A 24,462-nucleotide genomic window follows, 5' to 3' on the forward strand; every position below is an offset into this window, starting at 1 on the left:
TGTTGAGAGAGCGGTAGAATTTTCGCCCTGAAGATAGCGCTTTGCTATGGTGACTTTTGTATTGCGACTGTATTTGGACATGAAAAACCCCCAAAGTTGGTGTCCAACATTTGGGGGTCACTTCAAAACCCGGTTTTTTTAGAAATTTTAGTCAGAAACTAAAATTAAGCCATCGCTTTGATACGAGCGTTGATACGGCTCTTAGTACGTGCAGCTTTGTTTTTGGCGATTAGGCCTTTACGAGCCATACCGTCCAATTTAGACTGCGCAACGCGGAACGCTTCGTTTGCTTTAGCCTGGTCGCCACCAGCGATTTCTGCCAATACTTTCTTAACAGAAGTACGCATTGCTGAACGCAATGATGAATTGTGTTGACGTTGAGCTTCCGCCTGACGGGCGCGTTTTGCTGCTTGTGCTGAGTTTGCCATGTTGGTTTCTCCAAAAAATTTTACGTGTTAACGATCCGTAGACCTATCATTAACAATTAACACAACATTGCCGCTATGCGTACACAACCGACAATGACTACGATGTAATCTGTTTGCAAAAAGTTGCAAAGAAGCGGAATTATCTAAAATTACAATAACTTGGTCAAGTGTTTATTTGAACAGCACACAATTTACTCGCCCCTTTAAAACGTTCGTTATGGCGTTTGGCGAAGGGCGCGTTAAAAGGTTGCGCTGTTTGAGCACGCTTGCGTGCGAGTTCGCAATCTTCAGCGCACAAGCCTAGCGCCATAGAACGTTTTAGCGGGGTGGCCTTTTTTCGGTTACCTTTTTTGGCCAAACAAAAAAGGTAACAAGGGCGCCGCGCGAAGTTTAAAGGACAAAAACAGCTTTATAGCGCCCTTAAAATAGAATCTTCATTCCCTATGGTAAGGATGGTTGTTTATCACCGACCACGCGCGATAGATTTGTTCCGCCACCAATATACGCACCATCGGATGCGGCAATGTCAGTTTGGACAGGCCCCACTTCCACTGCGCCTGATCGAGAATGGTCTGATCCAAACCGTCCGGGCCGCCGACAATCAGCGCCACATCCTGCCCGCCGCCGAGCCACTCTTGCATCTTTTCTGCCAGCTGCAATGTGGTGACCTGTTGGCCGTGTTCGTCCAGCACAATCAGGCGCGCGCCTTTCGGCACCGCTGCCAAAATACGCTTGGCCTCTTCCGCCTTGTTCTGTTCCACCGAACTGGTTTTGCCGCGTTGCGCCATCGGCAGTTCAATCAGATTCAGACTGCACGCTTTAGGCAACCGCTTGGCGTATTCCGCATAACCTTCCTGCACCCATTTGGGCATTTTCTGGCCGACGGTAATAAAGTGGATAATCATCGGACTTTACCGCACAACCAACTTAAGCGTCGGTTTTGGATGGGTTTTCCAAACGCTTGGCCTGCGATTTCACATCCCACAGTTTTTCCAACGCATAGTGCGCGCGGGCGTTTTCGGTCATGACATGCACAATCGCATCGCCCAGATCCACCAATACCCAGTCAGGCTGCGGGCCGGCTTCGACTCCCAGCGGGGTTTCGCCGGCGTCTTTGAACGCCTGCGCCAGGGCAAAACCGGTCGACTTCACATGGGTGGTCGACGTTCCCGTCGCCACCACCATCAAATCGGCAAAGGTGCTGATGCCGGCCACGTCAATCACCTGGATATCACGCGCTTTGCTGTTTTCCAGACTTTCAATAATCAGGTTTTTAACCGCTTCTAATTCCATAAATCTCTTCTATACTCTTTAAATTAACTGTTCTGATATAAGTGCTGTTTGTGAATGTAGTCGACCACTTTCGGCGGCAGCAGATAATCCACCGAAAGCCCCTGCTGCAAAGCGCTGCGAATCGCCGTGGAACTGACATCCAGCTGCGTCACCGCCACATCGACAATCTGTTCGCACGCCGCGCTCAACTGCTTAACGTGATGGGCACGCAAAATCTGCCCGGCCTCGCAGCTTAACGGCAAGCCGTCACCCGGGCGATGGGCGATGGCGATATTGGCCAAGCGCAAAATCTCCTGCCAGTTGTGCCAGGTATGAAAGCGCAAAAACGCGTCCGTTCCCATCATCAGCACCAAAGCATCCTGCGGAAAGCGCGCTTTCAACGCCGCTAAGGTATCCACCATATAGGACGAGCCGCCGCGGTCGATTTCAATGGTGTCGAGCACAAAACCGGGTTGATGACGAATCGCCAGTTCAATCATCGCACAACGCTGTTCGGCTGACACCTGCGGCGTTCCGCGATGCACCGGACGGTAACAGGGCACAAAACGTACCTCATCCAATCCCAACGTCTGTTGCATCTCCAGCGCGGGACGCAGATGGCCGATATGAATCGGATCGAAAGTACCACCATTAATACCGATCAGCCGCATGGAGAATCTCCCGTCACGCCTTATTGACGGATATGGCCGTCGCCCAGCACGATATATTTCTGCGAGGTCAGCCCTTCCAAACCGACCGGTCCGCGCGCGTGGAACTTGTCGGTACTGATGCCGATCTCCGCGCCCAAGCCGTACTCGAAGCCGTCGGCAAAACGCGTCGACGCATTGACCATCACCGAGCTGGAATCCACTTCGGCCAGGAAACGGCGTGCGGTGGAGTAGTTTTCAGTGATAATCGATTCGGTATGTCCCGAACTGAAATTCGCAATATGATCCATCGCCTCATCGACATCATCAACCACCTTGATCGACAGAATCGCCGCGAGGTATTCGGTGGCCCAATCTTCTTCGCTGGCCGGTTTGGCGTCGATAATGGCGCAAGTCTTCTCGCAACCACGCAGTTCCACGCCCTTTTCAGCGTACAGCTTGGCCAGTTCAGGCAACACTGTGGCCGCCTGCGACTCGGCCACCAACAAGGTTTCCATCGCATTGCACACGCCGTAACGGTGAGTTTTGGCATTCAGCGCCACTTTAACCGCCTTGTCGAAATCGGCATCACTGTCGATGTAGACATGACAGATACCGTCGAGATGCTTGATCACCGGCACGCGCGCATCGGCGCTGATGCGCTCGATCAGGCTCTTGCCGCCGCGCGGGATAATCACGTCCACATACTGCGGCATGGCAATCAGTTCACCCACTGCCGCGCGGTCGGTGGTCGCCACCACCTGCACCGCCGCCTCCGGCAAACCGGCCGTTTTCAGGCCCTGCTGAATACACGCCGCCAAAGCACGGTTGGAGTAGGCCGCCTCGGAACCGCCGCGCAGAATCGCCGCATTGCCCGACTTCAAACACAACGCCGCCGCATCGGCCGTGACATTGGGACGCGACTCATAAATAATGCCCACCACGCCCAGCGGTACGCGCATTTTGCCGACCTGAATCCCCGAAGGACGGTAACTCATATCAGAAATTTCACCCACCGGATCCTGCAACGCCGCGACCTGACGCAAACCTTCGGCAATGCCGGCGATGACTTTGTCTGACAAAGTCAGGCGATCCAGCATCGCCGCATCCAAACCGTTGGCCTTGCCGTTTTCCAAATCCTTGGCATTCTCCGCTTTCAAGTGATCGGCAGCCGACTCGATCGCCTCGGCCATTGCCAGCAACGCGCGGTTTTTCTGCGCCGTGGTTGCGCGCACCAACACCCTGGATGCGGCACGCGCCTGCTGACCTAACTGTTGCATATAGGCTGTCACATTAGTGATGTCGGCTTGAAGTTCCATGCGATTTTCCTATTTGTTTTCCTGTTTATTCTTTGCTTTTATTCCAGACCCGGCCTGTTGAGTTTTTACAACGACTCAAGAGGCTCTGATTAACGTCATGAGCGCAGGCAAGACAAGGCGAAATTGGCCGAAAAAGCGGAGTTTACACTGCGTAAATGAGCATTTTGAGGCCAATTTCAACGCCGTATTGGCAAGCGCAATAGTTAATCATACTTCTTAACTGGCGATTTGCCTGACTAATGCACTCAACCCCATCCAAACCTCTTCTTCGGTCAGTTTGGGACGCACGCCTTTAATCAGCAGATCAATCTGCAACGCCTGTTTAAGCATCGCTTGCCAGCTTTCCAGCGTATGACGCTGCAAGGCGGCTTTGCATTCCGCCTGACGCGACTGCCAGATTTTCAACTGGTTAAAGGCCTGCGCCAATGGCACGGCCTGACTCAACTGCGCCAGCTCCAATTGCTGGCGAATCTCTTTGGCCACCAGCCACAGAATCACCGGCGCCTCCAACCCTTCCTGACGCAAACGCGTCAGCATCTGCTGCGCATGCTGGGCGCGCCCCAAGAGCATCTCGCTCGACAGCGCAAACAATTGGTAATGCGCCTGATCGACCACGCTTTGCGCAATAATCGACGCATCGATCACCGAGCCTTGCGGGTAGAGCAGACCGAGTTTGATCAACTCCTGATCGGCGGCGAGCAGATTGCCTTCTACCCGTTCGGCCAGCAAAGCGGCCGCTTCATTATCCAGCCCAATCCCGTAAGCCTGCGCCTTTTGCTGACACCAGCCGGGCAACGCCTGCGCCGGCACCGGCTTGGCCTGTACCACCAGACCGGCGGACTCGATAGCGGCGACCCATTTGGATTTAAGCTGACGGCTTTCGAGCTTTTCGCACTCGATCACCACAATCACTTCCGGCGGCTGCGGCAATTCAGAACTGATTCGCACCCAGTCCTGAATGAACTGCGTGCCGTCCGTGCCGGGATTGCCCTTGGGCAGCGCCACGCTGACCACCCGCTGCTCCGAAAACAGCGAACCCGCCTGAGTTTCCATTTGCAGGCTGCGCCAGTCAAAACCGGCATCCGCCTCATAGCGTTCGCCATACAGATAACCTTGCGCCTGCAAGGCATGGCGCAAGCCGTCGGCACAATCGCGCAAAAACAGCGCCTCCTCACCGTACAGCAGGTAGATCGGTTTGAGTTCCAACCGATTCTGCTGCAACTGGTTGAGAAAGGCGCTGGCTAATATCATGCGCTATTCCGTTTTTGTCTGACCATCGGCACTTTGCAAACGCTGTTGCGCCAGCGCTCGGTTGATGCGGTCGATAATCTGCCGCGCCACCTCGTCGCTCATCTGCTCGCGGATTTCCTGCAGCTCGCGATCCGACGCCAAACGCGCATTGAGGTCGATGGTATGGTCGCGATAGGTCGTGGCCTGTGCATCCAAAATCCAGGTTTCGCTGGCCACATCCTGTACTTTGAAATGTTGCTTCAAGGTCAGCAAGATGGACGCAACATCCCCGCCGCTATAGCCGGTGCGCGTCTGTTTCCAGTCGGTGCGGTCAAACTGCACCCACAACTGCGCGGAGCCGAGCGTGTCGGCAAGGCGCACCCCGCCGACTGCAAGTTGCTGCTGCAATGCCTCGCGCAACTGCGGATCAAGCTGCTGAGCCCCGTCCAGCTTGACGCTCTGGAATTGCGCCTCGCCGCCACTTCCTACGCCGCGCAGATGGAACCCGCAGCCGCTCAGCAGCTCCACACTCAACAACACCACCAAAAATCCCAAGATAAATTTGAGGCGGCCGGCAAATGCAGATGAACTACGCAACCCGGCCTGTTGAGTTTTTTTGCGGCCGCGCAAGGCGCTCAAACGATGCATCGTCTTAACCCTTGACCACTAGGTTAACCAGACGGCCCGGCACCACGATCTCTTTAACCAGCTCTTTGCCGTCGATGTACTTGAGCACATCGGCGTCAGCTTTGGCGGTGGCCAGAATGGTTGCCTGATCGGCGTCGGCCGCCACTTCGATCTTACCGCGCAGCTTGCCGTTGACCTGCACCACCAGTTCGATTTCCGACTTGACCAATGCAGCTTCATCCACTTGCGGCCAGGCAGCGTCCACAATCAAACCGTCTTTGCCGAGCGCCTGCCACAAAGCTTGCGTCATGTGCGGCACCATCGGCGACAACATGCACACCAGCACTTCCAACGCTTCCTGCATCACACCGCGCGCCGCGTCGGAATCATCTTCCAGTCGTGCCAGCTCGTTCATCAATTCCATACAGGCGGCAATGGCCGTATTGAAGGTCTGACGGCGGCCCATGTCGTCGGTGACTTTCTGCAAGGTTTCATGGGTTTTCAGACGCAGCGCTTTCAGCGTTTTATCCAATCCTTCCGAGGTGCTGGCCGCGGCCACCGCGCCTTTTTCCAAATGGCTGTGCACTTGACGCCACACGCGGTTGAGGAAGCGGTATGCGCCCTCCACACCTGAATCCGACCATTCCAGACTCTGCTCCGGCGGCGCGGCGAACATCATAAACAGACGCACCGTATCGGCACCGTATTTGTCGATCATCCCCTGCGGGTCGACGGTATTGCCTTTGGACTTGGACATCTTGGCGCCATCCAGCAACACCATGCCCTGCGTCAGCAGGTTTTTAAACGGTTCGTCACTGCTCACCAGACCTTGATCGCGCATCAACTTATGGAAGAAACGTGCATACAACAGGTGCAAAATGGCGTGTTCAATCCCGCCGATATACTGGTCAACCGGCAGCCATTGGTCGGCACGGCCGTCCAACATACCTTCGGTATTATCTTTACAGGTATAACGCGCGTAGTACCAAGAAGATTCAAAGAACGTATCGAAGGTATCGGTTTCGCGCTTGGCACGGCCGCCGCATTGAGGACATTCGCAATTTTTGAAGCTGTCCATTTTGGCCAGCGGCGAACCGGAACCGTCCGGCACCACGTCTTCCGGCAAGAACACCGGCAACTGCTCTTCCGGCACCGGCAGCGCACCGCACGCCGGGCAGTAGATCACCGGAATCGGACAACCCCAGTAACGCTGACGCGAAATACCCCAGTCGCGCAGACGGTAGTTGGTTTGTTTTTCACCCAGTCCTTTTCGCCCCAAGGCCGTTGCCATCGCTTCTAGCGCATCCGCAGAAGTCAAACCATCGAACTCACCTGAATTGACCAAAATGCCTTTGTCGGTATAAGCCTTTTCCGACACATCCGGCACATTATCCGCGCTTTCGGCAATCACCACCTTCATCGGCAGGTCGTATTTTTTGGCAAATTCATAGTCACGCTGGTCGTGCGCCGGCACCGACATGACCGCACCGGTACCGTAGCCCATCAAGACAAAATTGGCCGACCATACCGGAACGGTTTCACCAGTCATCGGGTGCGTCACACGAATGCCGGTATCGACCCCTTTCTTCTCCATGGTTTCCATATCCGCTTCGGCGGTGGAAATATGCGAGCACTCTTCGATAAAACGTTCCAGCGGCTCGTTATTGACGGCCGCCTTGCGCGCCAGCGGGTGGTCGGAGGCAATCGCCACGTAAGTCACGCCCATCAGCGTATCCGGACGCGTGGTGTAGACATCCAGCGTCACCCCTTCCTGCCCGATGACCGGGAAAGAGATTTGCAAACCGGTCGATTTGCCGATCCAGTTTTTCTGCATGGTCTTGACCTGTTCCGGCCAACCTTCCAGCTTATCCAGATCGTTCAACAACTCTTCGGCATAATCGGTGATGCGCAGGAACCACTGGGCGATCTCCTTGCGCTCCACCGGCGCGCCGGAGCGCCAGCCCTTACCGTCAATGACCTGCTCGTTGGCCAGCACTGTCTGGTCGACCGGATCCCAGTTGACCACCGACAATTTACGGTACACCAGCCCTTTTTCCATCAACTTGGTGAACAACCACTGCTCCCAACGGTAATACTCCGGATGGCAGGTGGCGATTTCACGCGTCCAGTCATAACCCAGACCCAACGACTTCAACTGATTGCGCATGTAGGCGATGTTTTCGTAAGTCCATTTGGCCGGCGCCACCTGATGCTGCATGGCGGCGTTTTCAGCCGGCAGACCGAAAGCATCCCACCCCATCGGTTGCAGTACGTTCTTGCCCAACATGCGCTGATAGCGCGAAATCACATCGCCGATGGTGTAGTTGCGCACATGCCCCATGTGCAGCTTGCCACTCGGATACGGGAACATCGACAGGCAGTAATATTTCTCCTTGCTGTCGTCCTCTTTGACCACAAAGGTCTGGTTGTCGTCCCAATATTTCTGAATTTCGGCTTCAAGTTGTTGCGGTTGGTACTGAACTTCTGACATGAACTTTCTTCTGTTTTAGGTGTCTGTGAATATTGACTGAATTCTCGTTAAAACAAGCCCTTTGCACGCTTGCTATCTGCGGCAAATAAGTCCAATATTATAGTGGATAGTGAGCCGATAAAGGAAAAAATAATGAGCCAATCTAAAATGTTACACGCCTACCGCACCCTGCTGAATCACGCCAGGGAAAGCGTGATTAAGGCGGAAAACGCCACATGGGCATTTCTGGGCAAAGCGATTGAAAAAGCCGAACAGACCGATCACGATCTGGCGGAATTGACCGCCAAGGAGTTTGAGCAGGTACAGAAGGATTTGCACGACGACCTGATGCAGACAGCGGAATACTTGAGCGAAGTGGAAAAAGGAGTTGAGGAGTTCGCCACCATGGACTTCCCGATTCTGGAGCAGATTCTGTTGGACAAAGCCCTGAGTCTGGCCGACCCGACCGAAATCACCGTATTGAGATTGCGTTTGACTGCGGCGATGGAGCCGGATCACCCGATTTTCAAACAAGAACATTGATGCAAACACCCGGCCTGTTCACTTTCGGCAGGCCGGGTTTGAAGCGTTTTCATCCTGCATTAACGGTTCTTAACCCTGCCAAACCGCCCTGTCAGAAAATAACGCTTGCCCAGAATAAAACCGAAAATGGCAAACAGCATCATCTCAATCGGCAACTGCTTCCACTGCGCATAGAAGGTCATACCGTCATAAGGCTGCACCTTGTCGCGCAACACCCCTTCTTCATACGCCGGAATCTGCGCCTTGATCTGCCCGTCCACACCGACAATCACGGTATGACCGGTATTGGTGCTGCGTGCAATTTCACGCCCCAGCTCCAAGGCGCGCATACGCACCTCCTGCAACTGCTGCGCCGGTTCCAACGTGTGCGCAAACCAGGCATCATTACTGACGGTAATCAGATACTTGGCATCCGGCAGATAACGCGCCAGTTCCTCGCCAAACGCCATCTCGTAGCACACGCTCAAACCGACCAGCTGACCGCCCAACTTCAACGGCGGCTGGTTTTCCGGCCCGTGAGAGAAGCTGTCATAGGGAATATCGAAAAACAGGTTCAAAAACTTGAAGAAGCCGACAAACGGAAAATACTCGCTAAACGGCACCAGATGGGTTTTATAGTAACGCTCTTCAGGCTTGCCCAGGTTAACCAAGGCGTTGTAATACTCTTTATCCTTGCCGGCAATGACGCCGACCAGAATATCCTTGTTCATCAGCTTGGCATCTTTGATAAAGCTGAAGAGCGCGCCTTTTTCCACCACATCGAAATAAGTGGCAATCGCAGTTTCCGGCCAGACGATGACATCCGCGTCGATATGCTGCTTGGTCATCTCCACGTAGCGCTTTAACGAGGGATAGAACTCATCGCGTCGCCATTTTTTTTCCTGCGGAATATTGCCCTGCACCAAGGCGATATCGATCGGCTTACCGGCCGGTTCCACCCACTGCACCTTTTGCAGCAGCCCGCCGGTCGCCCACAATACGCCCAGCATCAGGCCGGGCACAAACCAGGCGCGCTGCTGCGCAAACCACAACAGCAATCCGGCGCTGATCGCCACCGCCCAGCTCACCCCCAACACCCCCAATAACGGGGCATAACCGGCGAGCCAGCTGTCGATATGTGACAAGCCAACCTGCAGAAACGGAAAGCCGCCGAAAAGGTTACCGCGCAGATATTCCGCCGCCACCCAGACCGCCGGAAACAGCACAAACAACATCAAGCCCGGACGCTTGTCATCCTTGAAATACAGCGCCAGCCAACCGGCCAGACCGATATACACAGAGAGAAACAGAACAAACAGAAAGGTCGCCACGACCGCGAGCACGATATTGACGCCGGAATAGAAATACATGCTGGAGAAGAGCCAGCTGACGCCGACCCCGAACAGACCAAGACCGAACCACAGTCCGAGCTTGAAGCCTTGATAAGCGTTTTGCGCCTTCTGTTGCCACAGCCAGAAAAGCCCGGCCAAGCCGAGCAACATGACAAAGGCGATCTCAAAAGGCGCAAACGCCAGTACAGATGCCGCACCGAGCAGCAGTGCGATCAGTTCATTCTTATGCGGTACAAACAGATGCAACACCGACAACAGGCGGGCTTTCAATTATTGTGCCTCCGCGTCCGCTTCAACCGGCTTAACCTGCAACACCTCGGCGCGGCGCTCGGTCGCTTTGACCACCTTAAACTGCAGTCCGCAAAGTACAACCTCCTCGCCTTCGACCGGGATATGCCCCAGCTCCAGAGCGATCAGGCCGCCAATGGTTTCGCTTTTTTCCAACGGCAACTCGACCTTGAAGAAATCGTTAAACTCATCCAAATCGGCAATCGCCTGCACCATAAAGCCGCCGCCGACATGCTTTTGAATCAGCTTGTCTTCGTCTTCATCATGCTCATCGGCAATATCGCCGACAATCTGCTCGATGACATCTTCAATCGTCACCAGGCCGGCCAGCTCACCGTATTCGTCCACCACCAAGGCCATATGGTTGCGGCTCGATTTGAAGTCATGCAGCAACATATTCAGTCGCTTGCTTTCGGGCACAAAGGTCGGCTCACGGTAAATGGCCACCAACTGCTCCTTGCTGGTCAACTGCCCTTTGACCACCGCACGGAAGACGTCTTTGGCCAGCAACACGCCGACAATGCCGCCCTGCTTGCCATCAATAACAGGATAACGGGAGTGCGAGGTTTCAAGCATCTGCTCCAAAATCACCTCAAGCGGCTCGGAAACATCCACCACCTCGATTTGCATTCTGGGGATCATAATGTCGCGCACACGCGCTTCGGAGACATTAAGCACCCCTTCAATCATCAACTGCGCGTCACTATCGATGACGCCATGTGACTGGGCATCTTTTATCACTTCTAAAAGATCTTCTCGGCTCTCCGGTTCATCTGAAAATACCTTTCCTAGACGCTCTAACCACGAAGAGCCGCTACTACTGTCACTCATGAGTTTTGTGTTACCTCTATTTAAAAAAACAGTTGCGATCAGGCCTCTTCGGCCTCATCGTTCGCATAAGGATTCGGATACCCCAATCCCTGCATAATTTCAATTTCCAACGCTTCCATCTCTTCGGCTTCAGCGTCCTCGATATGGTCGTAACCCTGCAAATGCAAAGTGCCGTGAACAATCATGTGCGCCCAATGCGCTTCCAACGATTTGCCCTGTTCGACCGCTTCTCGCGCCACCACATCGGCACAGACGACCAAATCGCCCAAGTACGGCAACGCCTCACCCAAATCCAACAGGCCGGGTGGGTTTTCAAATTCAAACGACAACACGTTAGTCGGCTTGTCCATCCCGCGGTAATCACGATTGAGGGCGCGGCTTTCGGCTTCATCCACAATACGAATCGTCAGTTCATTGGCCTCGTTGGCCACTTCCCCGACCAGACTCGCCAACACCCAACGCTCGCACTGCTCCTGCGTCGGGATGGCGCGCGGCTCAATTCCCCATTGCAACTCTAACTCGATCATATTGGCCTCCACCGGTTGAATGACGGAATCGGTCTGAACGGGTCGCATTATCTGCCCCCCTGCTTATCTTCAGCTTGCTTTGCCTGCGTACGTTCATAACGATCATACGCCTTAACGATCTTCTGCACCAGCGGATGACGCACCACATCTTTGGCCTGATAGAAGGTAAAGCCGATATCATCGACCCCCTCCAACACTTCCAACACATGACGCAAGCCCGATTTCTGATGCTTGGGCAGATCGCACTGGGTAATGTCGCCGGTAATCACCGCCGTGGACGAAAACCCCATGCGCGTCAGAAACATTTTCATCTGCTCAACCGTGGTGTTTTGCGCCTCATCCAAAATAACAAAGGCTTCGTTCAATGTGCGTCCGCGCATAAAGGCCAGCGGAGCCACTTCAATCACGTTCTTTTCAATGAGTCGTTCCACGGTTTCAAAGCCGAGCATCTCAAACAGCGCATCAAACAGCGGGCGCAAATAGGGGTCGACCTTTTGGCTCAAATCGCCCGGCAGAAATCCGAGTTTTTCACCCGCTTCCACCGCCGGACGCGTCAGAATAATGCGTCTCACCCGCTCGTTTTCCAACGCTTCCACCGCACAGGCCACCGCCAGATAGGTCTTGCCTGTACCGGCCGGGCCGATGCCGAAATTGATATCGTGCTGCCGAATCGCTTCCACATATTCAGACTGATTGGCATTGCGCGTCTTAATCACCTTGCGGCGCGTCTTGATAATCTGCTGATCAACCGTCAACGCCTGCGCCTCGTCCAACCCCAAATGGTGCAACGCCAGATGCACCTTTTGCGGATCAAGCGTTTCCTCTGCCGTTTCGGCATACAGATCGCGCAGCAGCTGTTCAGCCTGCACCAAACGCTCCGCCAGTCCGGTCACAGCCATCGCAAAACCGCGGCTATTGATTTCCACGCCAAGACGCAACTCAATCAGCTCGAGGTGTTCGTTATGCCAGCCAAACAGATTTTGCAGGCGCTCGTTATCCTCCGGATAGAGGTTAAATTGGATCGTATGTAATGTCGACAAACAGGCTTCTCAAATAGGGGACGCTAAAACGGTTAACTTAAACAAATAAAGAGCTATAAAATAAAAAACGTTATTATCCGCACTCAATAATAACGTTTTATGAATTTTCAATGGCAGGGTTGCAAACTTATTGTTAGTGGACTCAGTTTACAATGCATAAAACTGCGGTGCAACGTGTTTGTCGGCCTCGGGCGTGGCCACCACGCGACCGCGTAATGAGTTCGGCAGCGCCTCGGTAATTTCCACATCCACAAATTGGCCGATCAATTCCGGCGACCCTTCAAAGTTCACCACGCGGTTGTTTTCGGTACGGCCGGCCACCTCGTTAAACGAATGGCGCGACAAGCGTTCCACCAATACCGACTGGACCGTGCCGATCATCGCCTCGCTGATGGCGTTGGTCTGCTTGTTCAACTGCTCCTGCAATGCGTACAAACGACGTTTTTTCTTCTCCATCGGCTCTTCATCCGGCAAAGACGCCGCCGGCGTTCCCGGGCGTGGGCTGTAGATAAAACTGAACGAACGGTCGTAGTTCAACTCTTCCACGAGTTTCAACGTTTCTTTGAAATCGTCACAGGTCTCTCCCGGGAAACCGATAATGAAATCGCCCGACAAACTCAAGTTGGGACGCAATGCGCGGATTTTACGAATGGTGGATTTGTACTCCATCGCCATATGGCCGCGTTTCATCAGCGCCAACACGCGATCGGAACCCGACTGAATCGGCAGATGCAGATGCGACACCAGCTCCGGAATTTCCGCATAGCAGTCGATCAGACTTTGCGACATCTCGTTGGGGTGAGAAGTGGTGTAACGGATACGGTCAATGCCGGGAATGGTGCGCACGGCATGCAGCAACACCGCCAGATCGGCGATTTCGCCGTCCGGCATCACGCCGCGGTAGGCGTTGACGTTCTGCCCGAGCAGATTCACCTCGCGCACGCCCTGCTCGGCCAACACACGGATTTCGTGCATTACATCCTCAAACGGACGGCTGACCTCTTCGCCACGGGTGTAAGGCACCACGCAGAACGTACAGTATTTGGAACAGCCTTCCATAATAGAGACCATCGCCGACACACCGTTGACTTCCGGCTCCGGCAAGTTGTCAAACTTTTCGATCTCCGGAAAGGAGATATCAATCACCGCCTGCTTTTTCTTGATGGAATCGTCACCACGCATTCTCAACGCTTGGTCGATCATCGCCGGCAGGCGGTGCAGGGTTTGCGGCCCGAAAATCACATCCACACTCGGCGCACGCTCGCGAATCACCTCGCCTTCCTGCGATGCCACACAACCGCCCACGCCGATAATGCGGTTGGGTTTTTCCTGCTTCCACTTCGACCAGCGCCCCAACTCCGAGAACACCTTTTCCTGCGCCTTTTCGCGCACCGAACAGGTGTTCATCAACAACACATCCGCCTCTTCCGGCTCTTTCACCAGCTTCAGACCGTGGGTTTTTTCCAGCAAACTCGCCATCTTGTCCGAGTCATACTCGTTCATCTGACAACCGTAAGTGATGATATGAAGTCCGCCCGTAAAAGGTGAAGTGTGCGCCATAGGTGTTTCCATTTTTAAAGCAGGGTTATTTGCAGAATTATGCTATGTAACTGAATATTAACTAAAAATTAAGGTCGCGTATTCTAACACAGAGTTTTCAAAAAAGCCTAAAAACAAAAAACCCGCCGAAGCGGGTTAGTGAGTACTTAACTAAAATCACATTTCCAAACAAATCACCCAGTCAGCGGTGTCAGCAGTCCCTGTCATTCTCACATTACCAGTAGTAGCAATACCATCATCCAACTTTTGGTCCATACCAAATGCAACATTTTCTTCGATGTTATTGATACAAATTTGATTCACTGCATTACCCGCAGTACCTGCGATTCGAACTGCGTTGGTAACAGTATAGAAAGCTGTTGTTTCATGCTCTACTGCCGGATTAGGAGATTTAGTAAATCCCTCATCAAAAATATCAGCAAAGAAAGAACCATCACCAGCCGCGTTGGGCGATGCTTCCGTTGTAGCATTAGCTATCACAACTTTTGAAGCAGTCGGTGCAGTAGCTGGATCATACGGCGTTCCTGGATACGCCCCTGTACGATCTTTATAAGCATAAGCCGCAGCTTGCAATGAAACTAACGTATCAGTATCGGATTTAATTTTAGCACTGTTAATCATCTCCTGACCTTTCAAAACACCGCCCAACAACAGGCCGATGATAACCAGTACGATCGCGATTTCAACTAGCGTGAAACCTTTTTGATTTTCAAGCTTGGCTTGCATTTGTTGCAAATCTTTCATGCTCTCTCTCCTTTATAAAAATAGAAGCAACCTTTTACAGGTGAGTTCATCCTAACAAGTGCTAATGGCATTAAAAAGAGTAAAAGTTTTTTACTCCAAGCATTTAAACGGGATTATTGACCTCAATCAATTTCGCACAACAGAGGCACATTATTGAGTTGCAACCTAAACTCCACCTCCCTGCCATGTTGCTTGAAGCTGACTTCCCCACCCACCTGCTTTAACAGTTCGCGCGTCAGAAATAACCCCAGCCCCATGCCACTCTCACTGGTTGTCCAAAAAGGTTCAAACAGCCGCTCAGACCGCAGCTGACTCCCTTCATCAGGCAAACAGCTAGCAATGACCACCTCGGCACCTTCTGCACCACGATTATGCAATAGAATTTTCAAACCGCAATCGCCGAGCGGATGATCACGGTAGTTACCCAAAATATTTTTAAATACTTCCAACAACAACGGACGGCCGATCTGCACAACCGCCTGACCCTGAACGTCGGCTTGCAGCTGATACATCTGCAAGACCTCTTCCACCAGCAAATTCAAATCAACAGGCCGGCTATCAAAGAAATCGGCCAGCGGCTGTTTCATCTGCCTCACGGTATTGGCGGCACGCTGCGACATAAACGGCAAGGTTTGCTGCAATCGATCCACCAGACGCAATTTGTCTTCATCTTTACCGCCTTGCGCATAAAGACTTGCCACCTGCTCGCTTAGCAGCTGCACAAACTGGGCGATATTTTTAATCTCGTGCTGCACAAACATCTGATAACGCTCCAAACGTCTTTGCGAAATCAAAATCTCCGCCTGCTTATGCTCAATGTCTTGCAACAAAATCTGCGTAAAGGTGGTAATCATCAACTGCAAACGGCTGATGCGTTCGGTTCCAAAACCAGGTAGCGCAAAATGTAGCACAAAGCGCATATCTTCGCGCTCAAGCGTCACCACTTCTGTTTCTGCGCCAGGGGGAATTTGCCCGTAAAGATGTTCCTTGTGTTCACCAAACCAGTCAATCTGCACGGACATCCCGCCAACACCGGTTGAGTGCAACAACGGCCAAGCCTGCTCCAAAAAATCCAGCGCATCCTGCTTTACCTGCTGATTAAGCGCATAGAGCTGTGAAATAGCTTGTTTAAGACGCGCGGTTTGGCGATGCACATAATAGGCTACACCAAGAAGAATCATGCCAATTAAAATAAACGCGACTGAAATCCAGTCAGCAACAATAATCATGTAACCCGGCCTGTTCTATTCTTCACGCTGCAAACCGTATTTTTTGATGAGGTAATAGACGTTTTCGCGTTTGATACCCAAACGTCTGGCGGTTTCATGCACGTTAAAATCGGTGTCGGCCAACACCTGTTTAATCAGTTTTTCTTCCGCCTGATTACGGATGCTTTTAACGCCCTCGCCCAGCACAGCTTCGATTTCCACGCGCTGCACACCTTCCTGTGCCTTGCGTTTTTGCGCCTGCTCAAAAAACAAAAAGGCGCGTTGCACGGCCTGCAACAACGCCTGACTAGAAACGGGCTTTTCAAGAAAATCAAAAGCGCCATGTTTAAGTGCCACATAGGAAGTGGCCTCGGCATTCTGACCGGTCAGCACAATGGTTTTGACGTCGGGCTGATTGTCTTCCAACCACCTTAAAACGGCAACGCCTTCAGCTGAAGTATGCTCATGCGGCGGCATCCCCATATCCAAAACCACTACTTGCGGACAGACCTTTTTTAATTCCTGCAAAGCATCTGAACGGCAACCCGCTTCAAATACCTCGCACTTCGCGACCTCTAAACCAAAAGTGACCATCCCGCGAAGTGCCGGGTCATCATCAACCACCAAAACACGCATTAAAAAAGGTGATTTGAATTCGCTTGTGCACACCACTTAAAAACCAGTTTAAAGATCAACTTGAACGTTATTTTCAAATACTGCTTTCTCGAAGTTCACAATCACTCCTTGCAAAGCGGTATTCGCAGTCCACTCTTCATACGTTATATTCAAGAAAATAATATCCGTACCCTGACCACCATCAATATCAGCCGTACTTGTATCCACAGTACCATTCAGATACAGTCGGTCATTATCCTTGCTCATATTGATTGTTCCGGCCACAATGCCATTTACCGTTACATCGTCATTACCAAAGCCTGCATCCAGTAAAGCGCCGCTGTTGATGTTACCATCGATTATCGCCACATCCTTACCATCGGAACTTTCAAATGTTTCAACATCGGTAGTGTCGTCATTATCACCCAGGTAAATAGCTCCGCCCGCCAAAATGGAACCACCTACATAGACATAGTCATCACCAGCCCCCATTTTGGCATTCCCGCCACTCTCTACATTGCGTTCGATATGAAACTTATCATTACCTTCTTTGAACACTATATTTGCATTTAGGTTACCGCCTTCTGTATCAGAGGTTTTATCGATATAGAATTTATTATCAACGCCATCCGCTACGTTAAGATCATTGGAACTATCCACGTCACCACGCACAATGAAATCATAACCGTCATATTCATCTGTAACCTGAAGGGTAATGGTATTAAGCAAATCCAATACCTGCTGCTTGATCTCATAACCTGAAATGGTCACAACTTGGTCGTCGTAGGCATCGTTATCAAATGTGCCCTTCCACAAAAGCAGGTCGGCATTACAGTTTTCGGTTTCGCGATCACCGCGGTCGGCGCCGTTACAGCCTTGCAGATTAGTCACCCCGCCATTTTCATTAAACGCCACGATGACCGCCGGAATAGCACTCACTTCGACATTTGCCGCAGCCGTAGTACAGTTAGCAGCTTCACGTTTACACACCGTATAACTTTCAGGAACGGAGGGCAAAGCGGTAGTTGGCGGTGTTTGCAAGGTAAACTGCGGAGGACTTTGATTGCCAAAATAACTTGCCGAATCAGCCGAATCGGCAATATCGCCCGTATTGACCACATTACCGTTAACGCCATAGCCAAACAAATTGCCGTAATCATCACTGGTAACCGCCGCACCCAAACCAATATCGTCAAACGGAATCGTGCCTACACTGGCACTACAGGCAATATTAGAACCATCTCTGTTTTCACGACCATCGTTATCGGTGTCCGGGCACGGCATATGTCGATTGACCATAACATAATCCAACAAAGCACGTTTAGTGACCTGTAAATTACCCATCGTATGCGATTGATAGGCGTTATCCAAATAAGCGCCGAGCGATGAAAACCCGGCACCCAAAACCAAACCTATAATCAACAGAACAATGGTGATTTCAACCAGTGTGAAGCCCTTTTGAACCTGTTGAAAGATCGTATTCAATACTCTCATCTTATTGCCCTCGTTCCAATTATGGCCGTTTTAGCCTGGTTAACCGTTATCCACGTGATGAAATCCCTATCCAAACCGGTTTGCGTATCTACAAAATCACGGTCGTTATCACAATTTTCCATTTCCTCTGTCGAACCGCCAGAGCAGGAGGCACGGTTTACTGTATCGCCGTTAGCCCCCCAAGAAACCACAACGGCTACCACCCCTTCTCCCAACTGATCACCATCTTCGTTATACACCCGCAAATTCAAAGAGCCACTCACTGTTCCGAATGGAGGCGTCGCTAAATGAAAAAAAGGCGGTGAGGGAGGCGTTGCTGTGGGCCGGGGATCGGTTGAATTGGTACAGGGCACATCACAAATATTAAAAGTCACATCACAATCTGTTGATGCCGTAATCGATGCGGAACAGTAATAAATATTGCTGCTGGGGCACAACCATAAATTATTCGTACCCCGCGTTCCACTCAATCCCAGCACACTCGCAGGCTCGCAAATTTGATTGATATACACAGGGTTTTCGGCTCGCTGATGCACGCGATAATAATAAGACTCCCCCCAAGCATCCGTTGCCGGCACGCCTATATCCTCATAAGGCAATCCGCCTTCACGGTCAGCACACACTGAATTACCTGCATCCGTAACACGATCTTCACGCCCATCACCATCCGTATCTGGACAAGGTAAATATCCATTAACAGAAAGATACGTATTCAACGACAAATTAATTCTATGCATACTCTGCTGTTCACGCATCTTATGATCCGTATCGAATAACAGCTTGAAAATCCCCTGGAAAGAGACAATTACCAACCCCAAGATAAGCAGTGCAATCGCCATTTCCATTAACGAAAAGCCTTTAAGACTCGTGTCAGTGCGTCTAGCTGTAAAATAACTCATGGACACGCTACCCCCCAAGACAACCATTCTGACCCTAGCGGATTATCCGTTGCATGATAATCTTTAACCCAATGCTCCGTTACCGTAACGGCATCAAAATCTGCCGCATCGCCGCTAAAACGGTCATGCTCGCCACATACTCGGTGCGCGATAAGGGTAATCCATTCATTGTAAGTAATCCCAACCACTTGGTCGTCATACTCAACACCAGGGATGTCCGGGTCATCCGGGTCATAAGTGACTCCTACAATCTCGTCTGAAGCGTTCTTTAGGTACTTATTACCTCGCCCCGACACAAACGCATTATCGCCATCATTGTTAGCAGCATCCAAACCGTTATCACCCGCATCAATAATCAGCGCCACATACTTCCCAACCTCATTTAACCGTAAAATCGGGTCAAACGAGTCCAAACTGCTCGACGCACTGGCTGGATCACCTTCCAAACGACTCGGCGCCAAAGGTGCATAACGCTTTGGGCCCACACCGCTAATATCGTTATAAAACACATTTTGGGTACTGAAACGCTCATCCAGCACATAAAAATAACGTTTTTTAGGTGCAAAATAAACGTCACGCGTATCAATCTCTTGCGGCACATATCCCGTACAAATCGAACCGCCGCCGGTACAACTCCCCAAGCCAATCGCACTTAGCGGATCCGGCACAAAGCCGGATGCACTATTACCACTGATTAACGGATTACCACAACTGCTTTCCAAACCCGACACCAGACCATCACCATCCAAATCGGGACAAGGAAAATAACCCACTGCAGGCACTTTATCATTTCCCTGAAGGACGCCGGTTGTCGTGGTGAGATAAATCTCCGGATTCAGCACCGAAAACTCCAGCAAACGGCGTTTAACCTCTTTTAAAGCCATCAAGCTTTCATCAATTTCTTCGTTTTTAAATGCCGAAATCAATCCTTGATGCTTGGTAGCAAGCCACAACGTAGCGATAATGGCTATCACCACTATCACCAGTAGAAACACAAATCCTTTCTGACGCTGAACTGCCGGCATACTTCCACCCACAAGGTTAATCCATTTCTTTTTAGTATAGACCAAACGGACTGCATTAAACCGCCTGTTTTATATGACTTTTTTATAAAATCGCCCGAATCATAAAAAACCAACAATCACTACCATAACCGTTTACCCTGCGCCTGCTGCTCTAAAACCCACTGTTGAAACGCCGGTGGGCCGTAAGCGAGGGTGAGAGGGTTTTTCTCAAGGATTTTGCTCTGCGGATCCTGCTGTTGGTAAATCAGCGGGCGCATATTCTGTTCCGCAAACTGCATCAGCCAATACAAGGTTTTGTCGGGAATCTCGCGCCCCACCGGCACGGCTAAATCAACCGTTAAGCCTTGCCACTGCAAAATACTGTCAATCACTAGTGCGCCAGATTGATCGGGCCTAAAATCATCCGGCAAATATGAACCTTGCTTTACCCACGTACACTCAAATTGGCGGCACGGATTCACCGGACGGTTCTCATAATCATCACAACCTTTACCCGTACTGTGCGGGCAAGGATGCCCCGGATACGCTTCACAGCCCTTGACTTCAATACGCACCCACCCATCGCAACATGCCGTACACGGCTGACACTGTCTTTGCATAACCACTCCTTTTATTAAGCGTCCAGTATAAAACAAAGCCTACAAAACAAAAAAGCCGGGAGACTTTCGTGCACCCGGCCTGTTGAGAATTTTCAAAGAATTTTTGAGTAAAAATTTAACCCAATAAAAAAGCCCCGTTTGTTGCCAAAGGGGGCTTTTATTCAAAGTTTAATCACACTGTACTAGACGAATCTAGGACAACCGTAATTAGAACTTGTGAACCATACCAACAGAAACTACGTTGAAGTCGTCGTTTACGCCGCTCAACACACCCATTTTCTTGTCAGCTGCCATGTATTCAACATAACCAGTAGTTTTCTTGCCGAAAGAGTAGTCTAGACCCAAAGCGTAAGCTGAACCATCTTTGTTAGCTTTAACCGCAGAATCAGTCATAGAGTACTTAGCTTTAGGCATGAACGCGCCCATTTTGTAACCTACGTTAACTTGGATGTTAGTACCTTCGTCAGAGCTCTTAACAGAAGAACCATCTTTGAAGTCTTGGTAAGTTACGTTAGCAACTAGACCACCAGTAGCATACTGAGCAGACAAACGAAGGTGGTTCCACTCTTCATCAGTTGCGCCAGCGATTTGCTCATCAGCGTGATCCATCGCAGCGGCCAGGTACAAACCTTCTTTAGTAGAACCGTACATTGCAGCGATAGAGTAAGCGTTAGTCAGAGATGCATCGTTAGTACCGTTTTCAGCACCAACACCTGCTGCTACAATTTTGATACCAGCAAATTCTGGAGAAACATAAGCCACTACGTTATCAAAACGGATTTCACCGTTTTTCTTACCGTAACCCAACTGACCCATCAACTGTTTCTTACCCATATCGGCATAAGTTGCGTCACCAAACAAATCTTTAGCTTGAGACATTTTCAATGGTGAGTCATGACGACCCAACAATACTGTACCGAAAGAACCACCCAAACCAACAACGGCATTACGGCCAGACATTGCATAAGCGTTACCAACAGAAACACCAAATTCCATTTGGTAAACAGCTTTCAAACCATTACCTAGATCTTCAGAACCTTTAACACCAACACGTGAATCGCGGTCAGAAGTGAATTGACCCATGTCTTTTGCAGAGTCCATAGACACGTTGATTTGACCGTATACAGTAGGAGCGTCAGCCATTGCTACTGGAGCAGCGATTGCAGAAGCGATTGCTAGAGCAATAATATTCTTTTTCATGTTTCGTAATCCTAATAGTTAGTTAAAACTGTCCGCTATTGCGAACTTGAGTGTGACTATATTGAAATCAATTTTGCCGCGCAACTTTTTTTCGCAAAAAAACCACAAAATTATTTTGTGTTGCTTTTTTACAACACCATTTTCAATTCATACGCGCTTTTACTTGATTCTAATCAAGTTTGACCATGTAACCTATAAAGTGAATAAAACGCATAAGACCTGCTTTAAATAGGCAACGCAAAAAGCAAAAAACCCGCACAAGGCGGGTTTTCTGTTCCAAACACGTTGAATAGTAATATTAACGTTTTGAGAATTGTGGACGACGACGTGCTTTGCGCAGACCCACTTTTTTACGTTCAACTTCACGCGCATCACGAGTCAATAGACCACGTGCACGTAGTGCAGAACGGTTAGCTTCGTCATACGCACACAAAGCGCGTGACAGACCGTGACGGATCGCACCGGCTTGGCCAGTAGTACCACCACCTACAACCGTGATGATTGCGTCAAACTTTTCCATGTTTTCAGTGGCTTGCAATGGCTGGTTGATAACCATCAAGTCAGTGTCACGGGCAAAGTATTGTGCAATGTCACGACCGTTTACAGTCATTTTGCCTGAACCAGCGCGCAAGAATACGCGAGCTACTGAGCTTTTACGACGACCTGTTCCGTAGTATTGTTCTGTTGCCATGTTCTAATTCCTCTTACAACGCAAGTTCTTTAGGTTGTTGTGCCGCATGTGGGTGTTCAGTTCCCGCATACACTTTTAGTTTTTTAAACATTGCACGGCCTAGAGGACCTTTTGGCAACATCCCTTTTACTGCAAACTCGATTGGACGCTGAGGCGCTTTGTCGATCAACTTTTCAAAGTTAGTTGATTTTAGGTGACCTACATAGCCAGTAACATGGTAGTACATTTTGTCTTTGCGCTTGTTACCTGTTACCGCCACTTTGTCTGCGTTAACAACAACGATGTAGTCGCCGCAGTCAGCGTGTGGAGTGTATTCAGGCTTGTGCTTGCCGCGTAGGCGAGAAGCGATTTCAGCCGCCAAACGACCCAAAGTTTTACCTTCGGCGTCTACAATGTACCAGTCACGTTTGATTTCAGCTGGTTTTGCAACAAATGTTTTCATAATTTGTTCCTAAGAAAATATAACTAATCCAAATCCATTAGATTCTGATGCCGCGCTGCTCGTTGTTTTGACAAGGCGCTTAAACCAAAATCCACTTACTGTTTAACGGGCAATAAGGGGGAAGGATTAAAGAAGCGAAATTATACAGATTAGTTTTCGAGGTTTCAATGAGTTAGCGCGAAATATTTTATAAACAAACTCAGTGAGTTATTTACGCAACACGGTGAAAAAAACGCCTCATAAAACTGAACAGGCCGGGTAAGCGTACCTACCCGGCCTGTTCAGTTTTTAAATGCAAATTGTGTGCAAAATTTACACTTTGAATTTAGACGTTGAATCTAAAGTGCATCACGTCGCCGTCCTGCACAATATATTCCTTACCTTCCAAACGCAGCTTGCCGGCTTCTTTGGCGCCCGCCTCACCTTTATATTGAATAAAGTCGTTGTAGGCCGTGACTTCGGCGCGGATAAAGCCGCGCTCGAAATCGGTATGAATCACACCCGCCGCCTGTGGCGCGGTGGCCCCTTTGCGAACCGTCCAGGCGCGAACTTCTTTAACACCCGCCGTGAAATAGGTTTGCAAGCCCAGCAATTCAAAACCGGCGCGGATCACGCGGTTCAAACCCGGCTCTTCCTGCCCCATCTCTTCCAAAAAAGCGGCCTTGTCTTCTTCGTCCAACTCGGCGATTTCCGATTCGATGGCGGCACACACCGGCACCACAATCGCGCCCTGCTCGGCCGCCAGCTTTTGCACGGCTTCAAGATGCGGGTTGTTTTCAAAACCGTCTTCGTTGACGTTGGCGATATACATCATCGGTTTGATGGTCAGCAGATGCAGACCCGCCAGCACTTTGCGGTCGTCGTCATCCAGATCGATCATGCGCACCAAGGTGCCCTGCTCGACCTCTTTCATGACTTTTTCCAATGACGCCATCTGCGCGGCGGCGGCTTTGTCGCCACTCTTAGCGACACGCTGCACTTTTTGAATGGCTTTTTCAATCGATTCCATATCGGCCAAGACCAATTCGGTATTGATGATCTCGATATCGCTCAACGGCTCGACCTTACCGGCCACGTGAACAATGTCGTCGTTTTCAAAACAACGTACCACCTGGGCAATGGCGTCGGTTTCGCGGATATTGGCCAAGAATTTGTTGCCCAGCCCCTCGCCTTTGGAAGCCCCTTCTACCAAGCCGGCAATATCCACAAACTCCATGGTCGTCGGCAGAATACGCTCCGGCTTGACGATCTCGGCCAAGGCCTGCAAACGCGGATCAGGCACCGGCACCACGCCCACGTTAGGCTCGATGGTGCAGAAAGGATAGTTGGCCGATTCGATACCGGCGTTGGTCAATGCATTGAACAAGGTTGATTTGCCCACATTCGGCAAACCGACAATACCACACTTAAATCCCATCTCTTTCTCCTGACG

At 50.8% G+C, this 24,462-nt stretch carries 25 protein-coding genes; 1 reads left to right on the plus strand and 24 read right to left on the minus strand.

Annotated features, from left to right (window positions below; all coding sequences use genetic code 11):
- Positions 1–164: 164 nt before the first annotated feature.
- The 8 genes from rpsT to leuS form a co-directional block, all read right to left on the minus strand.
- Complete coding sequence (gene rpsT / locus HZ297_RS10530; RefSeq protein WP_178863555.1) at positions 165–428, minus strand: 30S ribosomal protein S20; 264 nt, start codon at positions 426–428, stop codon at positions 165–167.
- 434 nt (positions 429–862) lie between these two features.
- Entirely contained in the window at positions 863–1,333 is a 471-nt protein-coding gene (gene rlmH, locus HZ297_RS10535; RefSeq protein ID WP_178863556.1) for a 23S rRNA (pseudouridine(1915)-N(3))-methyltransferase RlmH, read from the minus strand.
- Between the two features lie 22 nt (positions 1,334–1,355).
- Positions 1,356–1,721 carry a ribosome silencing factor gene (gene rsfS / locus HZ297_RS10540; RefSeq protein WP_178863557.1) on the minus strand — a complete coding sequence of 122 codons (366 nt, stop codon included), beginning with the start codon at positions 1,719–1,721 and terminating at the stop codon, positions 1,356–1,358.
- Positions 1,722–1,744: 23 nt separating this feature from the next.
- Complete coding sequence (gene nadD / locus HZ297_RS10545) at positions 1,745–2,371, minus strand: nicotinate-nucleotide adenylyltransferase (protein ID WP_178863559.1); 627 nt, start codon at positions 2,369–2,371, stop codon at positions 1,745–1,747.
- Positions 2,372–2,391: 20 nt separating this feature from the next.
- Positions 2,392–3,666 (minus strand): glutamate-5-semialdehyde dehydrogenase, encoded by a 1,275-nt coding sequence (locus tag HZ297_RS10550; protein WP_178863561.1) that lies wholly within the window; start codon positions 3,664–3,666, stop codon positions 2,392–2,394.
- 216 nt (positions 3,667–3,882) lie between these two features.
- On the minus strand, positions 3,883–4,917 hold the full coding sequence (gene holA / locus HZ297_RS10555) for a DNA polymerase III subunit delta (protein WP_178863563.1): 1,035 nt from the start codon (positions 4,915–4,917) through the stop codon (positions 3,883–3,885).
- 3 nt (positions 4,918–4,920) lie between these two features.
- A complete protein-coding gene (locus tag HZ297_RS10560; RefSeq protein WP_178863565.1) occupies positions 4,921–5,544 on the minus strand; it encodes an LPS-assembly lipoprotein LptE in 624 nt (207 codons plus the stop codon).
- A gap of 4 nt (positions 5,545–5,548) precedes the next feature.
- Positions 5,549–8,014, minus strand: a complete 2,466-nt coding sequence (gene leuS, locus HZ297_RS10565) for a leucine--tRNA ligase (protein ID WP_178863567.1) — start codon at positions 8,012–8,014, stop codon at positions 5,549–5,551.
- Positions 8,015–8,146: 132 nt separating this feature from the next.
- On the opposite strand from leuS, the gene HZ297_RS10570 reads away from it, so the two are divergent.
- Positions 8,147–8,536 (plus strand): zinc ribbon-containing protein, encoded by a 390-nt coding sequence (locus HZ297_RS10570; RefSeq protein ID WP_178863569.1) that lies wholly within the window; start codon positions 8,147–8,149, stop codon positions 8,534–8,536.
- Between the two features lie 59 nt (positions 8,537–8,595).
- On the opposite strand, the gene lnt is transcribed toward HZ297_RS10570, so the two are convergent.
- From lnt to ychF, 16 genes are all read right to left on the minus strand, one after another.
- Positions 8,596–10,137 (minus strand): apolipoprotein N-acyltransferase, encoded by a 1,542-nt coding sequence (lnt, locus tag HZ297_RS10575; RefSeq protein WP_178863570.1) that lies wholly within the window; start codon positions 10,135–10,137, stop codon positions 8,596–8,598.
- The gene (locus HZ297_RS10580; RefSeq protein WP_178863571.1) at positions 10,138–10,986 is read right to left on the minus strand and encodes a CorC family transporter; all 849 of its coding nucleotides are present in this window, start codon (positions 10,984–10,986) and stop codon (positions 10,138–10,140) included.
- Between the two features lie 38 nt (positions 10,987–11,024).
- Entirely contained in the window at positions 11,025–11,561 is a 537-nt protein-coding gene (gene ybeY / locus HZ297_RS10585; RefSeq protein ID WP_246261930.1) for an rRNA maturation RNase YbeY, read from the minus strand.
- A complete protein-coding gene (locus HZ297_RS10590) occupies positions 11,561–12,553 on the minus strand; it encodes a PhoH family protein (RefSeq protein WP_178863572.1) in 993 nt (330 codons plus the stop codon). The genes ybeY and HZ297_RS10590 overlap by 1 nt, the downstream gene beginning before the upstream one ends.
- Positions 12,554–12,700: 147 nt before the next feature.
- Positions 12,701–14,113, minus strand: coding sequence for a tRNA (N6-isopentenyl adenosine(37)-C2)-methylthiotransferase MiaB (miaB, locus tag HZ297_RS10595; RefSeq protein WP_178863573.1), 1,413 nt, complete (start codon positions 14,111–14,113; stop codon positions 12,701–12,703).
- Positions 14,114–14,269: 156 nt separating this feature from the next.
- The gene (locus tag HZ297_RS10600; protein ID WP_218644617.1) at positions 14,270–14,857 is read right to left on the minus strand and encodes a prepilin-type N-terminal cleavage/methylation domain-containing protein; all 588 of its coding nucleotides are present in this window, start codon (positions 14,855–14,857) and stop codon (positions 14,270–14,272) included.
- 122 nt (positions 14,858–14,979) lie between these two features.
- Entirely contained in the window at positions 14,980–16,086 is a 1,107-nt protein-coding gene (locus HZ297_RS10605) for an ATP-binding protein (protein WP_178863574.1), read from the minus strand.
- Positions 16,087–16,101: 15 nt separating this feature from the next.
- The gene (locus tag HZ297_RS10610) at positions 16,102–16,689 is read right to left on the minus strand and encodes a response regulator (protein WP_343034818.1); all 588 of its coding nucleotides are present in this window, start codon (positions 16,687–16,689) and stop codon (positions 16,102–16,104) included.
- Between the two features lie 60 nt (positions 16,690–16,749).
- On the minus strand, positions 16,750–18,174 hold the full coding sequence (locus tag HZ297_RS10615) for a type II secretion system protein (protein WP_178863576.1): 1,425 nt from the start codon (positions 18,172–18,174) through the stop codon (positions 16,750–16,752).
- Entirely contained in the window at positions 18,171–19,100 is a 930-nt protein-coding gene (locus HZ297_RS10620; protein ID WP_343034819.1) for a type II secretion system protein, read from the minus strand. Before HZ297_RS10620 ends, HZ297_RS10615 begins: the two co-directional genes overlap by 4 nt.
- Positions 19,070–20,143, minus strand: coding sequence for a hypothetical protein (locus HZ297_RS10625; RefSeq protein ID WP_178863579.1), 1,074 nt, complete (start codon positions 20,141–20,143; stop codon positions 19,070–19,072). The genes HZ297_RS10620 and HZ297_RS10625 overlap by 31 nt, the downstream gene beginning before the upstream one ends.
- Before the next feature lie 74 nt (positions 20,144–20,217).
- Complete coding sequence (locus tag HZ297_RS10630) at positions 20,218–20,697, minus strand: hypothetical protein (RefSeq protein ID WP_178863581.1); 480 nt, start codon at positions 20,695–20,697, stop codon at positions 20,218–20,220.
- A gap of 207 nt (positions 20,698–20,904) precedes the next feature.
- Complete coding sequence (locus HZ297_RS10635) at positions 20,905–21,897, minus strand: porin (protein WP_178863582.1); 993 nt, start codon at positions 21,895–21,897, stop codon at positions 20,905–20,907.
- Positions 21,898–22,195: 298 nt separating this feature from the next.
- Positions 22,196–22,588, minus strand: coding sequence for a 30S ribosomal protein S9 (gene rpsI, locus HZ297_RS10640; protein ID WP_178863584.1), 393 nt, complete (start codon positions 22,586–22,588; stop codon positions 22,196–22,198).
- 13 nt (positions 22,589–22,601) lie between these two features.
- Entirely contained in the window at positions 22,602–23,030 is a 429-nt protein-coding gene (gene rplM, locus HZ297_RS10645; protein WP_178863586.1) for a 50S ribosomal protein L13, read from the minus strand.
- Between the two features lie 325 nt (positions 23,031–23,355).
- Positions 23,356–24,447 (minus strand): redox-regulated ATPase YchF, encoded by a 1,092-nt coding sequence (gene ychF, locus HZ297_RS10650; protein WP_178863588.1) that lies wholly within the window; start codon positions 24,445–24,447, stop codon positions 23,356–23,358.
- Positions 24,448–24,462 lie beyond the last annotated feature (15 nt).

It is taken from the genome of Thiomicrorhabdus cannonii (assembly GCF_013391695.1).
GTDB classification, from domain to species: domain Bacteria; phylum Pseudomonadota; class Gammaproteobacteria; order Thiomicrospirales; family Thiomicrospiraceae; genus Thiomicrorhabdus; species Thiomicrorhabdus cannonii.

Excerpts from the sequence above, each read along its gene's own strand:
- rpsT (WP_178863555.1), bottom strand. The coding sequence starts at position 428 with ATGGCAAACTCAGCACAAGCAGCAAAACGCGCCCGTCAGGCGGAAGCT.
- rlmH (WP_178863556.1), bottom strand. The coding sequence starts at position 1,333 with ATGATTATCCACTTTATTACCGTCGGCCAGAAAATGCCCAAATGGGTG.
- rsfS (WP_178863557.1), bottom strand. The coding sequence starts at position 1,721 with ATGGAATTAGAAGCGGTTAAAAACCTGATTATTGAAAGTCTGGAAAAC.
- nadD (WP_178863559.1), bottom strand. The coding sequence starts at position 2,371 with ATGCGGCTGATCGGTATTAATGGTGGTACTTTCGATCCGATTCATATC.
- HZ297_RS10550 (WP_178863561.1), bottom strand. The coding sequence starts at position 3,666 with ATGGAACTTCAAGCCGACATCACTAATGTGACAGCCTATATGCAACAG.
- holA (WP_178863563.1), bottom strand. The coding sequence starts at position 4,917 with ATGATATTAGCCAGCGCCTTTCTCAACCAGTTGCAGCAGAATCGGTTG.
- HZ297_RS10560 (WP_178863565.1), bottom strand. The coding sequence starts at position 5,544 with ATGCATCGTTTGAGCGCCTTGCGCGGCCGCAAAAAAACTCAACAGGCC.
- leuS (WP_178863567.1), bottom strand. The coding sequence starts at position 8,014 with ATGTCAGAAGTTCAGTACCAACCGCAACAACTTGAAGCCGAAATTCAG.
- HZ297_RS10570 (WP_178863569.1), top strand. The coding sequence starts at position 8,147 with ATGAGCCAATCTAAAATGTTACACGCCTACCGCACCCTGCTGAATCAC.
- HZ297_RS10580 (WP_178863571.1), bottom strand. The coding sequence starts at position 10,986 with ATGAGTGACAGTAGTAGCGGCTCTTCGTGGTTAGAGCGTCTAGGAAAG.
- ybeY (WP_246261930.1), bottom strand. The coding sequence starts at position 11,561 with ATGCGACCCGTTCAGACCGATTCCGTCATTCAACCGGTGGAGGCCAAT.
- miaB (WP_178863573.1), bottom strand. The coding sequence starts at position 14,113 with ATGGCGCACACTTCACCTTTTACGGGCGGACTTCATATCATCACTTAC.
- HZ297_RS10600 (WP_218644617.1), bottom strand. The coding sequence starts at position 14,857 with ATGAAAGATTTGCAACAAATGCAAGCCAAGCTTGAAAATCAAAAAGGT.
- HZ297_RS10605 (WP_178863574.1), bottom strand. The coding sequence starts at position 16,086 with ATGATTATTGTTGCTGACTGGATTTCAGTCGCGTTTATTTTAATTGGC.
- HZ297_RS10615 (WP_178863576.1), bottom strand. The coding sequence starts at position 18,174 with ATGAGAGTATTGAATACGATCTTTCAACAGGTTCAAAAGGGCTTCACA.
- HZ297_RS10620 (WP_343034819.1), bottom strand. The coding sequence starts at position 19,100 with ATGGTTGTCTTGGGGGGTAGCGTGTCCATGAGTTATTTTACAGCTAGA.
- HZ297_RS10630 (WP_178863581.1), bottom strand. The coding sequence starts at position 20,697 with ATGCAAAGACAGTGTCAGCCGTGTACGGCATGTTGCGATGGGTGGGTG.
- HZ297_RS10635 (WP_178863582.1), bottom strand. The coding sequence starts at position 21,897 with ATGAAAAAGAATATTATTGCTCTAGCAATCGCTTCTGCAATCGCTGCT.
- rpsI (WP_178863584.1), bottom strand. The coding sequence starts at position 22,588 with ATGGCAACAGAACAATACTACGGAACAGGTCGTCGTAAAAGCTCAGTA.
- rplM (WP_178863586.1), bottom strand. The coding sequence starts at position 23,030 with ATGAAAACATTTGTTGCAAAACCAGCTGAAATCAAACGTGACTGGTAC.
- ychF (WP_178863588.1), bottom strand. The coding sequence starts at position 24,447 with ATGGGATTTAAGTGTGGTATTGTCGGTTTGCCGAATGTGGGCAAATCA.